This is a genomic window from Actinomycetota bacterium (assembly GCA_035540895.1).
Lineage (GTDB): Bacteria > Actinomycetota > JAICYB01 > JAICYB01 > JAICYB01 > DATLFR01.
On sequence record DATLFR010000061.1, the window covers coordinates 1 to 13,557 of the forward strand.

The following is a 13,557-nucleotide window of genomic DNA, read 5'->3' on the forward strand; positions in this document are numbered from 1 at the left end:
GGGGTACTGCGTCCCCGAGGACACGCCCCTCCCCGTCCGGACCGTCGACCCGGCGCGACGCCCCCGGACCTCGGGCTCGGGCACCCGTCCGGCCGCCACGCCCGCCCCGGACCCGGGAGGCGGCGCGCCGACGCCGGCGGCGACGCCCGGCGGGGGTGCGACCCCGGCGCCGGCGACTCCCGGACCGACGCCCGCCCAGTAGCCACCGCGGTGCGGCTCGCGGAGGCGGAGCCCACCGGGTCCGACCAGCAAGCCGGGAGCCGGGACCCCCATGTGGTCGATGCGCCTATCGTGTTCGGGCTGGCTCGAGCGGCAACTCGGGGGTCTCGATGCGGACGGTCAGGAACGACGACGTCACCCTCTCCTACCGCACGTGGGGTGCGGGCCCTCCGCTGCTGCTGATCCACGGGGGGGCGGGAACCGGACGCGACCTCGCCCTCGTGCGGCAGCACCTCCAGGACGGGTTCACCGTCGCGGTTATGGACCGGCGCGGGCGGAGCGGGAACGACGCACGCCGAGCACACACCATCGGGGACGAAGCCCGGGACATCCTCGCGGTCATCGACGACATCGGGGAGCCCGTGCACGCGTTCGGACACTCCTACGGCGCGATCTGCCTCATGGAGGCGGCGGCGGCCGGCGCCCCCCTCAGGTCGATGACGGTCTACGAGCCGCCGGTCCGGGGGCCGGAGCTCGCCGATCGGCTGCGTGGCGTGGCGAGGCTGATCGAGGAGGGCCGCGCGGAGGAGGCGATGCGGTCCTTCCTCGTGCGGGTCGGTGCCACCGAGGAGCAGCTAGCCGTGCTGCGTGAGATCGGGGAGTGGGAGCGGGTCGTCGCCGGGTGCGGACCGTTCGTCGGTGAGGTTGGGGCGCTCACCGCCTGGGAGCCCGACCTGGAGCGGCTGGGCGAGCTCACGATCCCCGTCGTCTACCTCGAGGGCGCGGACACGGCCTCGGACTTCTACGACCGCGACCGCGTCATGAGCTGGCTCCCGGCCCACACCCGCGTGGTCTCGATGCCCGGCCAGACGCATACGGCGATCGGGTTCGCCCCCGCCCTGGTGGCGGACGCGATCAGGCTCGCCGCCGGCCCACAGCCCGTTTAGCCGACGGTCCAGGTGTCGCCGGACGCCAGCAGCGATGCCAGGTCGGCCTGCGACCGGCTCTGCGCGTCCGAGATCTGGCGCTCGATCATGTCCTCGTAGGTAGGACGCTCGACCGCGCGGAACACGCCGATGGGCGTCGGACCGGTCGGCGAGTGGGCCAGGCGGGACAGGGAGAAGGCGTGGGCTGCGTTCAGCGAACCCTCGTCGTGGACGACGAGGCGGTCCTCCCCCACCTCTTGGACGTCCACGATGCGAAGCGCTCCGTCGCCGTCGGCGACGACCCCCTTCGAGTCGTCGACGCCGAACCGGATCGGCTTGCCGTGCTCCAACCGGATCTGGTTCGCCTGCTTCGTCTGCCGGCCGGTGAGGGCGATGAACGCGTCGTCGTTGAAGATGTTGCAGTTCTGGTAGATCTCGATGAAGCGCGTCCCCTTGTGCTGGGCGGCGCGGCGCAGGACCGAGAGCAGGTGGGCGCGCTCCGAGTCGATCGAGCGGGCGACGAACGAGCACTCGGCTCCCAACGCGAGCGAGATCGGGTTGAACGGGTAGTCGGTCGACCCGAACGGTGTCGACTTGGTGACCTTCCCCATCTCCGATGTCGGCGAGTACTGCCCCTTCGTCAGACCGTAGATCTGGTTGTTGAAGAGCAGCACGGTCAGGTTCACGTTGCGACGCATGAGGTGGATCAGGTGGTTGCCGCCGATCGAGAGCGCGTCGCCGTCCCCGGTCACCACCCAGATGTCGAGCTCGGGGTTGGTCACGGCGAGCCCGGACGCGATCGCGGGGGCCCGACCGTGGATCGAGTGGAACCCGTAGGTGTTCATGTAATAGGGGAACCGCGACGAGCAACCGATCCCGGAGATGAAGACCGTCTTCTCCTTCGGGATCTGCAGCTCCGGCATGTAGGACTGGACGGTCGCGAGCACCGCGTAGTCACCGCAGCCCGGACACCACCTCACGTCCTGGTCGGAGGTGTAGTCCTTCTTCGTGAGCGCGACCTCTACGGGCGCGCTCACACCGCCGTTGCCGTCGCTCATGCGGTTGCCACTCCTTCCAGGTGCTGCAGCAGCAGCTCTTCGAGGTCGGCCGCCTTGAACGGGAGCCCGGCGACCTTGTTGTAGCCGATCGCGTCGATGAGGTACTCGGACCGGATCATCCGGACGAGCTGTCCGAGGTTGTTCTCGGGGACGATCACCCTCTCGTAGCGGCGCAGGACGTCGCCGAGGTCGGCCGGGAACGGGTTGAGGTGGCGGAGGTGGACGTAGGCCACCCGGTGTCCGTTCTTGCGGACGCGCCGGCAGGCGGCGCGGATCGGTCCGTACGTGGACCCCCAGCCCACGACCACCACGGGGGCGTCCGCGTCGTACAGGACCTCGGTGGGCGGGATGTCCGCCGCTATCCCGGCGATCTTCGCCGCACGCAGCCGGACCATGCGGTCGTGGTTGTCCGGGTCGTAGGAGATGTCGCCCCGTCCGTCCGCCTTCTCGAGCCCACCGATCCGATGCTCGAGACCGGGGGTGCCCGGGACCGCCCACGGCCGGGCCAGGGTCTCGTTGTCGCGGAGGAACGGCCAGTACTCGCCGTCCTGGTTCGGCTCCGTGGCCAGGTTCACGATCGAGCGCAGGTCGGGCAGGTCATCCACCGACGGGAGCTTCCACGGCTCGGCTCCCGTGGCGAGGAACGCGTCCGACAGGATGATGACGGGCGTGCGGTAGCGGATCGCGATGCGCGCCGCCTCCAGGACCGCGTCGAAGCAGTCGGCCGGCGAGGACGGCGCGATGATCGGGAGCGGCGACTCGCCGTGGCGCCCGTACATCGCGTGCAGCAGGTCGGCCTGCTCCGTCTTCGTGGGCATCCCGGTGGAAGGTCCTGCTCGCTGGACGTCGATCACGAGCAGCGGCAGCTCCACGGAGATGGCGAGCCCGATCGTCTCGGACTTGAGGTCGAGCCCGGGTCCGGACGTGACCGTGACGCCGAGCGCGCCGCCGAAGCTGGCCCCCAGGGCGGCCCCGGCGGCCGCTATCTCGTCCTCGGCCTGCATCGTCTTGATCCCGAACGCCTTGAACCGCGAGACGTCGTGCAGGATGTCCGACGCGGGGGTGATCGGGTAGCCGGCGAGCACCAACGGGAGGCCGGACCGCTCCGCCGCCGCGACCAGACCCAGCGAGAGCGCCGAGTTCCCGGTGATGTTGCGGTAGGTCCCGGGCTCGAGGGCGGCCGGCTTCACCACGAACGAGTGGGCGAAGACCTCCGTCGTCTCACCGAACGCGTACCCGGCCCGGAAGGACCGGACGTTCGCCTCCGCCACCTCCGGACGCTTCCCGAACCGCTTGCGCATCCAGTCCTCGGTGCCCTCGACCGGCCGGGAGAACATCCACGACAGCAGTCCCAGCGCGAACATGTTCTTGCAGCGCAGCATCTCCTTCTGGGTGAGGCCCTCGATCCCCTCGAGGGAGCCCAGCGTCATCTTGTTCAGCGGGACCTCGAAGACCTGGTAGTCGGCCAGGGTGCCGTCCGTGAGCGGGTTGGACGTGTACTCCGCCTTGGCGAGGTTGCGCTCCTCGAAGGCGTCGGTGTTGACGATGACCATGCCGCCCTTCTGCAGGTCGCCGAGGTTGACCTTGAGCGCGGCCGGGTTCATCGCCACGAGGACGTTCGGCTGGTCTCCGGGCGTGAGGATGTCGTGGTCGGCGAAGTGCAGCTGGAACCCCGAGACCCCGTACAGGGTGCCGGCGGGGGCCCTGATCTCGGCCGGGAAGTCGGGGAGGGTGGCCAGGTCGTTGCCGAACACGGCGGTCGCGTTCGTGAACCGGTCGCCGGTGACCTGCATCCCGTCGCCGGAGTCACCGGCGAAGCGGATCACGACCTGGTCGATCTCCTGGACGGTCTTCGTGGGCGCCAAGTCGTAACTCCTGCTCGATGGGACGGACCCCAAGTATAGGAACGGTTCCGCGCGGATTCAGCGGTGCGAGGAACCGATGGGACCTGGGAGGGGGGCCCGGCTCAGGCGGCGGCCGGCTCCATGCCGTGGCGGCGGGCGGCCTCCTGTCCGAACCGTCCGGTTATCACGCCCACGAACCTCTGGGAGGTGGGCAGGTTGCCGGCCGGCTTCAGCACGGCCACCTGGAACGTCCGGCCCTCCGCGCGGGCGAACGTCTTCGCCCGGTCGGACATGCGGTCCGCCTCCACCACCGTCGCCATGGCCGCCTCGTCGTCGGCGACGAATACGTCGCCCGGCTCCCCCCGTCCGATCCTGTCGCGCAGCTCGGCGGTCGGGGCGAACACGAACTCGACGCTGGCGTCCGAGAACTGCCCGACGAAGGACCTCCGGATCTCGTACAGGTAGTTCTCGAACCGAGACGACGCGAGGACCTTTATGGCGCCGGTGACGGCCTGTCCGGACGTGTCCCCCGCCTGCTGCGGCCCGGGGGTGGGTGTCTCCTGCGGGAGGATCTGGGGGTCGGGGGTCGTCACGGGCTTCAGCTCGGCCGTCCCGCAGGCGGCGAGCGAGACCAGCATGGCCATGCAGACGAGAGCGCGCGGTCGCATCGTTCCTCCCCCAGCTCGTTGGCGTCCGTAAGCATATGCCAGGGCGCGCGTATGAGAGGATGGAGACCTGACCACGGGCTCCCGTCGGGAGCCCGACCGATCGGGGGGACCATGCACCGCCTGCACCTCCTGAGACGCGCGGCCACGCTCGTCGCGGCGACGACGATCCTGTTCACGGCCACGGCTGCCGCCGGCGTGCGTGGGCGCGAGGTGGTCGACCGCCCGACGGGCGGGACGGCGGCTGCGTTGCTGTCCGGGGGAGCCGAGCACGTGGCGAGCATCCCCTACTCGGGCGGGTCGGACCTGGAGTTCGCGACGATCGGGGGCCGCGACTACGTCTTCGCCGGACGGGTGAACAGCTACATCCGCGGGATCGACGACCTCCGTCACCACATGCCGATCGTCGACGTGACGAAGCCGGGGGAGCCCGTCGTCGTCTCCGTCATCCCCTGCACGCTCTACCAGGGCGACGTGCAGCTGTTCCACCACGCCAACGGCCGGGTCACGCTCGTCCTGGCGCAGGACGATGCCGGCTCGGGGATCTGCGAGTACAAGCCGGGCGCCGAGATCGAGATCCCCCCCGGGTTCGTCACCTTCGACGTGACCGACCCGCGGAGGCCGCGCTTCCTCGGGCGGGCACGCGTCCCGACCGGCGCGCACAACACGACCGTGCATCCGACGGAGCCGCTCGTCTACGTCTCGAACTCGGACCTGCGGGTGAGCACCGCGGTCATCCACATCTGGGACATCTCCGATCCCGCCAGGCCGCGCCTGGTGCAGGACTGGCCCTACCTCCCCGCCAGTCCGCCGCACGACATCACGTTCAACACGGGCCGCGTGGAGCGCAGCGACGGCACCGTCCTCGAGCCGGGCCACCGCGCGTACGCGGCCGCGCTCACCCACACCGACGTGATCGACACGACCGACCCGCGCAACCCGAGGCTCATCTCGACGATCGCGCACCCGGAGCTGTCGCTGTCCCACCAGGCCGACCCGACCCCCGACGGGGAGTACCTCCTCGTCTCCGACGAGCTGGGAGGCGGCACCCTGTGGCCCGTCTGCCCGGGCGGCGGGGTCCACGTCTATCGGATCGGCCCCGAACCCCAGCTGGAGGCCGCGCCGGTGAAGGTGGGCGCGTTCTGGGCTGACGACCTGGGGTTGAACCACCCACGAGGCACCTTCCCAGCGAGCTGCACGTCCCACGTGTTCCGGATCAACCCGGACGGCCGCACCATGGCCATCGCCTGGTACTCGGCCGGCGTCCACGTGATCGACTTCCGGGGCATGCTCGAGGAGCTCGACGGCACCGGCGTGAGGGCGGGCTCCCGCACGATGGCGGCGGCGAAGCTGAGCCGGGCGGAGACGTGGGCGGCGAAGATGTGGCAGGACCGCCACCCCGGATTCGTCTTCGCCAACGACATGGGACGCGGGCTGGACATCTTCTACGTCCCGTCCTGCGACCCCACCTGCATCGCCGCCTCCTGACACCTAGACTGACGTTCGTCTCGGACGTCAGGAGGGATGCATCTTGCCCAAGGCGGGCGACCCGCTCTTCGAGCACCTCGAGCACCAGATGGAGGAGCTCATGGGTCAGATGGTGCGTCGCAGCGGCTCGGGTTACCGCCGGACCTGGGCGCCGCGCGTCGACGTGTACGAGACGGCGGACGAGTTCGTGGTCCTCGTGGACATCGCTGGTGTCTCCCCCGAAGACGTCGGTGTCGAGGTGGACGAGGACGAGGTGACGATCTGCGGCACCCGCCGGCTCCCCCAGGCGCGGACCGGGACGGGGTCCCGGCCGTTGCAGCTCGAGGTGCCGTTCGGACAGTTCGAGCGGCGGCTGCGGCTGCCGGTACGCGTCGACGCAGACCGCTCGACCGCCTCCGTCGACGCCGGCCTGCTGACGGTCCGGTTCCCGAAGATGCCGCGGTCCCGCAAGCGCGTCGAGGTGGAGGGCCAGTGAGCGCCCAGGAGGTGCAGGTGACGGGGCCGGGGGGTCCGTCCGGCGGGGCTCCCGACCTTCCCACCGAGGTGGCCGTCCTCCCGCTGCGCGACAACGTCCTCTTCCCCAACCTCGCCCTGCCCGTGCTGGTGGGACGCGAGCGGTCCCTCCGCCTCATCGAGGACGTGGTGGAGGGAGACCGGCTCCTGCTCACGGTGGCCGTGCGCCCGGAGGCGGACCCGGAGGCCGACCCCCCCGCGCCCGACCAGCTCTACGAGGTCGGCACCCTGGGGCGGGTGGCGGAGCTGCTCCGCCTGCCGTCCGGCGGGATGCAGGTCGCGCTCCAGGGGCTGGCCCGGGCGCGGACCGTGGAATGGCTGCGCGTCGACCCCTTCCCGGTGGCGCGCGTCGAGTACGTGGCCGAGCCCGACCCCGACGAGGAGGCGCAGGCCCGGATGAGATCCGTGCTCGGCGTCTTCCGCCGGGTGGCCGAGCTCGCCCCCTCGATCCCGCCGCAGTTCGCGATCGCCGCGATGAACGTCCGCGACCCGGGCGACCTGGCCGACTTCCTGGCCGCGAACATGAACGTGGACCTGACCGACAAGCAGCGCCTGCTCTCCGAGCCTCGTGCGGCTGCGCGGCTCACCATCCTCGAGGAGCTGCTGAACGACGAGCTCGGCCTCCTCGAGCTCTCGACCCAGACCCAGCGTGAGCTCTCGGAGGATGTGCAGAAGCTGCACCGCGAGCAGTTCCTGCGCCGGCAGCTCGAGGTGATACGCCGGGAGCTGGGCGAGACCGACGAGCGCGGGTCGGAGCTGACCGACCTGCGGGAGCGCGTCCGGGACGCGGAGATGCCGGACGAGGCGCGCAAGGCGGCCGAGCGTGAGCTGGACCGCCTGGACCGCATGCAGCGCGGCTCCCCCGAGGAGACCGTCTCCCGCACGTACCTGGAATGGCTGCTCGAGACCCCGTGGCGTCGCTTCTCAGACGACGACCGCGACATAACCAAGGCGCGTCAGGTGCTGGACGCAGACCACTACGGGCTCGGCGACGTGAAGCAGCGGGTCCTCGAGTACCTGGCCGTCGGGACGCTCCGCCCGGACAACCGGTCCCCCATCCTCTGCTTCGTCGGTCCGCCTGGGGTGGGCAAAACGTCTCTGGGACAGTCCATCGCCCGGGCCCTGGGTAGGCAGTTCGTCCGGATGTCGCTGGGGGGCGTGCGCGACGAGGCCGAGATCCGCGGACACCGGCGCACCTACATCGGCGCGCTCCCGGGCCGGATCATCCAGGGCCTGCGGCGGGCCGGGACGGCCAACCCCGTGATGATGCTCGACGAGATCGACAAGCTCGGGATGGACTTCCGGGGGGACCCCGCCTCGGCGCTGCTCGAGGTGCTCGACCCCCAGCAGAACCACGCCTTCTCCGACCACTACCTCGAGGTGCCGGTGGACCTGTCGCGCGTGCTGTTCATCTGCACCGCGAACATGCTGGACCCGATCCCCGGTCCGCTGCGCGACCGCATGGAGGTGATCGAGCTGCGCGGCTACACGGAGCCCGAGAAGCTCGAGATCGCGCGCCGACACCTCGTCCCCAGGCAGCTGGCCGAGCACGGTCTCCGCCGCTCGCAGGCCGCGATCGCGCTCGATGCCCTGCGGAGGATCGTCCGGGAGTACACCTACGAGGCGGGGGTCCGGAACCTCGAGCGGCAGGTGGCCGCGGTCCTGCGCAAGGTCGCGCTGCGCATCGCCGAGGGACAGACCGGCAAGGTGACCGTGAAGGCGGCCGAGATCGAGGAGATGCTCGGCCCCCCGCGCGTCCGGACGGAGCCGCTGCGCGAACGCGACGAGATCGGGGTCACGACCGGGCTCGCCTGGACCCCCGTGGGCGGCGACATCCTGTCGATAGAGACGATGCTGGTGCGCGGGTCGTCCGCCTTCACCCTCACCGGCCAGCTGGGAGACGTCATGAAGGAGTCGGCGCGCGCAGCGCTGACCTACGCGCGGTCGCGGGCGACGACGCTCGGCGTCGACGAGGACTGGTTCGCCGAGCACGAGGTGCACGTGCACGTGCCGGCGGGAGCCATCCCGAAGGACGGACCCTCCGCCGGCATCGCGATGGCCACGGCCATGGTCTCCGCGATCGCGAAGGTGCCTGTGAAGCGGAAGGTCGGGATGACGGGCGAGATCACGCTGCGCGGCAAGGTGCTCCCGATCGGCGGTGTGAAGGAGAAGGTGATCGCCGCCCACCGAGCGGGGGTGAAGACGGTCGTCCTGCCCGCGGCCAACGAGAGGGACCTGCGCGAGGTGCCGGAGGATGTCCGGACTCAGCTGCGGTTCGTGCTCGTCGATCACATGGATCAGGTCCTGCACGAGGCGCTCGCCTCCCCGCTGCGGGACCTCCGTCCGGCCCCCGTGGTCTCCCCGGCCGGGACGCCCGAGCTCCGCGAGCGTGCGTCCGCGAGGAGCCGCTGAGTGCGCGTAGGACTGTGGTCGGAGGTCTCTCGCAACCTGCGCCGGCGCCGGCTGCGGACCTTCCTCACCGTGACCGGCATCGGGCTCGGCGCCTTCGCCCTCACCGTGATGGGGTCGCTCGCCGAGAACTTCAACGTCTCGATCTCGTCGCTGCGGCAGTTCCTCGGCACCCAGGTGCTCGTGCGCGGCCCCGGTTCGTCGGTCTTCTTCCCCATGGGCCATCTGCCGGTCACGCTCATGGACGAGCTCGATCGGGTCGAAGGCGTCGGCGTCGTCGTGCCCAGGGTGACCGTGCTCTTCTCCGACGAGGGCGACGCCGGGTTCGGACCGCCCGACCTCGTCTTCGGGGTGGATATCGAACGCGCCCAGCGGTCCCCCATCGGCGACCTGCGCCTGGCGGCCGGCCGGACGCTCGAGGTGGGCGACCGGTGGAGGGTGGTCCTGGGAGCCGAGCTCGCCCAGAGGTTCCTGATCGACGGACGGTCCGCCCGGCCGGGCGACGTCGTGAAGATCCGCGGGCGGGACTTCGAGGTCGTGGGGGTGGGAGCCGCCACGTCCACCCCGATAGACCGGTTCGCGACGGCGTCCATCGCCGATACGCGAGAGATCCTCAAGGAGGTCGAGCCCTTCCTCGACGTGGACTCGGTCGTGGACGAGTTCAGCGTCTTCCCGGCTCCCGGCACGGACGCGGACGTCCTCGCCGAACGGCTGGAGGGACGCGTCGGGAACGCGATGGTCTTCTCGCCCGAGGCATCGCGACAGCAGATCCGTCAGTTCACCGCCATCTTCAACGCGATCATCCTCGGGTCGGCGCTCGTCGCCCTCCTCGTCGGGGGCGTGGCGATCATCAACACGATGGTCTTCTCCGTCACCGAACGCACCCGGGAGATCGGGATCAAGAAGGCGGTCGGCGCTTCGTCGCGCGACATCCTGCGCGAGTTCCTCACCGAGTCGTCGGTCGTGTCGGTGGTGGGCGGGCTCGCGGGTGCGCTCCTCGGTTTCCTGATGGTGACCGTGTTGAACGCGGTCACGCGCGACGACGGCGTCGTCGCGTTCACGATCACGCCCCGCCTATGGGGCCTGGTCTTCCTGCTGTCCCTCGTCACGGGTGTGGGAGCCGGTTTCCTGCCTGCGCGCCGGGCCGCGTCGATCGACCCTGTCCGGGCACTGAGGACGCTGGGTTGAGCGTGGGGGGTCCCCCTTGAGCGTCGTCCTCGGCCTGGCCGACGTCCGTCGCTCCTACCGCATGGGCGCGAACCTCGAGGTGCACGCGCTGCGCGGCGTGTCCCTGGAGGTGTCCGGGGGCGAGTTCGTGGCGATCGTCGGTCCGTCCGGATCCGGGAAGACGACCCTCCTCAACGTGGCGGGGCTGCTCGACCAGCCCGACGGCGGCGAGGTCGTCGTGGGGGGCGTCGCGGCCAACGGGCTCCCAGAGCGTGAGCGGGCCCGGCTGCGCAGGGAGGCGATCGGGTTCGTCTTCCAGTCGTTCAACCTGCTCCCCCACCTGACCGCTCTCGAGAACGCCGCGCTCCCCCTCCGGTACCTCGGACAGTCGGCTTCGCTCTCGCCGCGCGACCTGCTCGAGCGGGTGGGGCTGGGGGCACGGCTGGACCACCGTCCGGACCAGCTCTCGGGAGGGGAGCAGCAGCGGGTCGCGATCGCCCGCGCGCTCGTGGCCGACCCCGGACTCATCCTCGCGGACGAGCCCACGGGAGACCTGGACTCGGCCACGGCCGCGGGGATAGTCGAGCTCCTGGACGGTCTCCGCGCCGAGGGCAAGGCGCTCGTCGTCGTCACGCACAACGAGGAGCTGGCCCAGGCGGCCGGGAGGTTGGTCCACATGAAGGACGGCGAGATCGTGGAGGACACGTCCTCCGCGGCCTCCGGACCCGAGGCGGGGGCCGAGGAAGCTCCAGCGGCCCCGCGCTCGCGTTCATCGCGGGGTGCCCAGCGGTCGACGACCCGCTCCGGCTCTGGCTCCCGCACCGGCTCTGGCTCCCGCACCGCCTCCGGCTCCCGCACCGGCTCTGGCTCCCGCTCTGGCTCCCGCACCGCCTCTGGCTCCCGCACCGCCGCGAAGAAGGCGGGAGCCAAGAGGTCGGGAGCCACCGCGAAGAAGACGGGAGCCAAGAGGTCGGGCGGGCGACGGTCCGGCGCCTGACCTGGGTGGCGCGGTCCGCCGTCGCAGTGCACCTCGGTCGCCTCGTCCGGGCCCGGTCCGGCGGGTCGCGCCACATGTGGCGTCTCACGCCGGCGCACGGCCAGGATGACCGGGTCCCGACCGGGTGGGACGGCGGGTCCCGCCGCTCGCCCGAGCCTCCCACCGCGTCGGCACGAGTCCGAGCGCGCGGGAGACGGTCCAGACGACGTCGTCCGGCTCACCCTCCAGCTTCGTCTTCGTGAGGTAGCGCCTGTCCCACCCGGCCTCGGCCAGCTCGGCGTCGCGCGCCTTGTCGTCGTCGAAGGCGGCTCGTCCGTGTTCGTGGAACGTGAACCCGACCACCTCGAGGGCGAGCCGATGCTCCGGGTATGCGAGGTCGATCCGGCGCCTCCCCTTGCGCGTCTCGGTCCAGTGCTGGCGGACGGGGAGCGGGAGCCGGGCTCGACGAAGGACGGCGAAGAGCAGCGTCTCCAGCTCGCTCTCGATCGGACGGGCCGGGTCGCGGTCGGCCGCGATCTCGAGCAAACGCCGGACGCCCGGGAGCCGTCGGTTAGCCGGGTGCCGAAGGTAGGACATGAACCGGTCGAACCGCATCCCCTGACGGTGGGCGCGGTCCAGCGCCATCTCCAGCTCGAGCTCCGGCAGGACGGGAGCCAGGTCGACGAGCGTCCGGGGCATGCTGGTGAGCCTGAAGGGACCTTTCCGGACGACATCGAGCCTGCCCCATCTCTTCGTCTCGATGAGCTCCACGCCACCGACTCGCGGTCGGCGCGGCCGCGGGACGAGGATCGCTGGTTCGGCGGGCGGGGCAGGGCCCAGCTCCCACAGGGCCGCTGCCGAGCGGTGCGAGATCGCTGCCGGGTTCCCGACCGCGAGCCAGGCAGCGAGCGCGACCTGCTCCCACGAGACGGGAGCCCCTCGCACCCGGTACGTGTCACCGACGACGCGCTCCCAGACGCCGCTGGAGACGCGGCGCTGGACCGTCCGTCGCGGGAACCCGGCGGCGACCGCCTGCTGTCCGGTGAACGCGCCGAGCTGTCGGGCCGACGTGGCGGCGAGTCGCATCTCCCTGGTCATGACCCCTCCTCGTGCGGGGGGAAGACCTGGGAAGGACCCCCATGGGAGCACCCGCCGCAGACACCGGACCCGCACGCGGTCGTGGCGTCCCGCGCCGGCGCACGTCCCCGCGGGGATGGGCGCGGACCCGTGCGCCGGCAAGACGCGACATATGTGGCGCCGAGCGCCGGCGCAGACGCGTAGGGGGCGGCCGGACGGGAGGTGAGCCGGCGTGAGGCGTCAGCGACCCGGGCTCCCGACCCTCGGCCCCCACGGGCGGTCCCGGGTCCGACCGAACTTTCTCGGCTCCCGCGTCGTCGTCTTCCGTAGAGGACGCGACAGGAGGCACCGTGTACGCAGCGAACGAGCGGGCGATGGGCGGAGGAGAGGATGAGCGCCACCCACACGACAGGACGGCGAGCCTGCGCCGAAGGGCCCACCGCTCCCGACGGGACGACGCGGCCGCACGGGGCACAGGGTCCCGCGTCGTGCCTGGGAGCCTCGCGGCCGAACCGACGGAGGGTGGCCCGGTGACGGGGATCGAGCCGGTCCGGCCTCCGATCGATCTGCTCGTCGAGCGCGCTCGGAACAGCGATCTCGAAGCGTTCGAAGAGATCGTCCGCATGCTGCAGGGACCGGTGCGCGCGTTCGCCCGCCGGGTCATGGGGGACGCGGCGGCCGGTGACGACGCGGCTCAAGAGACGTTCCTGAGGGTCTGGAAGGGCCTCGGCTCGTACAGGCCGTCCGAGCGTTTCATGGCCTGGGTGTTCACGATCGCCCGCAACACCTGCATCGAGATGTGGAGGCGTGAGCAGAGGACGCCGGTTCCGGTGGAGTCGCTACCGGAGGACCGCCGTCACATCGACCCGACGGACGGGGCCGACCTGAAGCGCGCCGTGTCGGAGGCCGTCTCCCGGCTCCCGGACACCATCCGGGCCACGTTCCTGCTCCGCGAGGCGGGGCTTTCCTACGAAGAGATAGCGGTGGCCGAGGGTTGCCCCGTCGGCACCGTCCGTAGCCGGCTCCACTCGGCGCGGCGCTCCCTGGCCGCCTCGTTGGAGCCATTCATGTTCGGAGGTGACGCCTGATGCTTGAGGACAGGTTGGACGAGATCCTGCGCGCGGGAGCCGAGCCCGAGCCAGAGGACGACGGGTTCACCCAGCGGGTGATGTCCGGCGTCCGGACCCGGCGCTCCACCCGCCATCTGATGAAGCCGGTCGCACTCGCCGCGGCTGCCCTGCTGGTGGCGTCCGGGGCGGCGGCAGCCGTCCGGGT

The 13,557-nt window shown here is 71.3% G+C and carries 13 protein-coding genes; 8 read left to right on the forward strand and 5 right to left on the reverse strand.

Going from position 1 to position 13,557, the window contains the following annotated elements; translation table 11 throughout:
- Positions 1–273: hypothetical protein (locus tag VM840_03345; GenBank protein HVL80610.1), on the reverse strand; the 273-nt coding region annotated here is incomplete at its 3' end.
- A 56-nt stretch (positions 274–329) separates the two neighbouring features.
- On the opposite strand from VM840_03345, the gene VM840_03350 reads away from it, so the two are divergent.
- Positions 330–1,106 carry an alpha/beta hydrolase gene (locus tag VM840_03350; GenBank protein HVL80611.1) on the forward strand — a complete coding sequence of 259 codons (777 nt, stop codon included), beginning with the start codon at positions 330–332 and terminating at the stop codon, positions 1,104–1,106.
- On the opposite strand, the gene VM840_03355 is transcribed toward VM840_03350, so the two are convergent.
- From VM840_03355 to VM840_03365, 3 genes are all read right to left on the reverse strand, one after another.
- Complete coding sequence (locus tag VM840_03355; GenBank protein HVL80612.1) at positions 1,103–2,143, reverse strand: 2-oxoacid:ferredoxin oxidoreductase subunit beta; 1,041 nt, start codon at positions 2,141–2,143, stop codon at positions 1,103–1,105. The two genes, VM840_03350 and VM840_03355, sit on opposite strands and share 4 nt — an antisense overlap.
- Entirely contained in the window at positions 2,140–4,008 is a 1,869-nt protein-coding gene (locus VM840_03360; protein ID HVL80613.1) for a 2-oxoacid:acceptor oxidoreductase subunit alpha, read from the reverse strand. The genes VM840_03355 and VM840_03360 overlap by 4 nt, the downstream gene beginning before the upstream one ends.
- 101 nt (positions 4,009–4,109) lie before the next feature.
- Positions 4,110–4,655, reverse strand: a complete 546-nt coding sequence (locus VM840_03365) for a substrate-binding domain-containing protein (GenBank protein ID HVL80614.1) — start codon at positions 4,653–4,655, stop codon at positions 4,110–4,112.
- A gap of 111 nt (positions 4,656–4,766) precedes the next feature.
- Between VM840_03365 and VM840_03370 the strand changes: the two genes are divergently transcribed.
- From VM840_03370 to VM840_03390, 5 genes are read left to right on the forward strand one after another with little or no spacing between them, the layout of a single operon-like run.
- The gene (locus VM840_03370) at positions 4,767–6,140 is read left to right on the forward strand and encodes a hypothetical protein (GenBank protein HVL80615.1); all 1,374 of its coding nucleotides are present in this window, start codon (positions 4,767–4,769) and stop codon (positions 6,138–6,140) included.
- A 43-nt stretch (positions 6,141–6,183) separates the two neighbouring features.
- A complete protein-coding gene (locus tag VM840_03375) occupies positions 6,184–6,615 on the forward strand; it encodes an Hsp20/alpha crystallin family protein (protein HVL80616.1) in 432 nt (143 codons plus the stop codon).
- Positions 6,612–9,065: an endopeptidase La gene (lon, locus tag VM840_03380; protein ID HVL80617.1), complete on the forward strand. Its 2,454-nt coding sequence runs from the start codon at positions 6,612–6,614 to the stop codon at positions 9,063–9,065. The genes VM840_03375 and lon overlap by 4 nt, the downstream gene beginning before the upstream one ends.
- The gene (locus VM840_03385) at positions 9,066–10,250 is read left to right on the forward strand and encodes an ABC transporter permease (GenBank protein ID HVL80618.1); all 1,185 of its coding nucleotides are present in this window, start codon (positions 9,066–9,068) and stop codon (positions 10,248–10,250) included.
- Positions 10,251–10,266: 16 nt separating this feature from the next.
- Positions 10,267–11,226, forward strand: coding sequence for an ABC transporter ATP-binding protein (locus tag VM840_03390; GenBank protein HVL80619.1), 960 nt, complete (start codon positions 10,267–10,269; stop codon positions 11,224–11,226).
- Between the two features lie 84 nt (positions 11,227–11,310).
- Here the strand turns inward: VM840_03390 and VM840_03395 are convergent, their stop codons facing one another.
- A complete protein-coding gene (locus tag VM840_03395; GenBank protein ID HVL80620.1) occupies positions 11,311–12,303 on the reverse strand; it encodes a type IV toxin-antitoxin system AbiEi family antitoxin domain-containing protein in 993 nt (330 codons plus the stop codon).
- A gap of 509 nt (positions 12,304–12,812) precedes the next feature.
- Between VM840_03395 and VM840_03400 the strand changes: the two genes are divergently transcribed.
- Together VM840_03400 and VM840_03405 are read left to right on the forward strand one after the other, a co-directional pair.
- Positions 12,813–13,370, forward strand: coding sequence for a sigma-70 family RNA polymerase sigma factor (locus VM840_03400; GenBank protein HVL80621.1), 558 nt, complete (start codon positions 12,813–12,815; stop codon positions 13,368–13,370).
- Positions 13,370–13,557 (forward strand): hypothetical protein (locus tag VM840_03405; protein ID HVL80622.1); only part of this gene is annotated, 188 nt, incomplete at its 3' end. The genes VM840_03400 and VM840_03405, both read left to right, overlap by 1 nt.

What these genes read in the sequence shown, in the direction of transcription:
- VM840_03365 (HVL80614.1), bottom strand. Translation starts at nt 4,655, where the DNA reads ATGCGACCGCGCGCTCTCGTCTGCATGGCCATGCTGGTCTCGCTCGCC.
- VM840_03370 (HVL80615.1), top strand. Translation starts at nt 4,767, where the DNA reads ATGCACCGCCTGCACCTCCTGAGACGCGCGGCCACGCTCGTCGCGGCG.
- VM840_03395 (HVL80620.1), bottom strand. Translation starts at nt 12,303, where the DNA reads ATGACCAGGGAGATGCGACTCGCCGCCACGTCGGCCCGACAGCTCGGC.
- VM840_03350 (HVL80611.1), top strand. Translation starts at nt 330, where the DNA reads ATGCGGACGGTCAGGAACGACGACGTCACCCTCTCCTACCGCACGTGG.
- VM840_03355 (HVL80612.1), bottom strand. Translation starts at nt 2,143, where the DNA reads ATGAGCGACGGCAACGGCGGTGTGAGCGCGCCCGTAGAGGTCGCGCTC.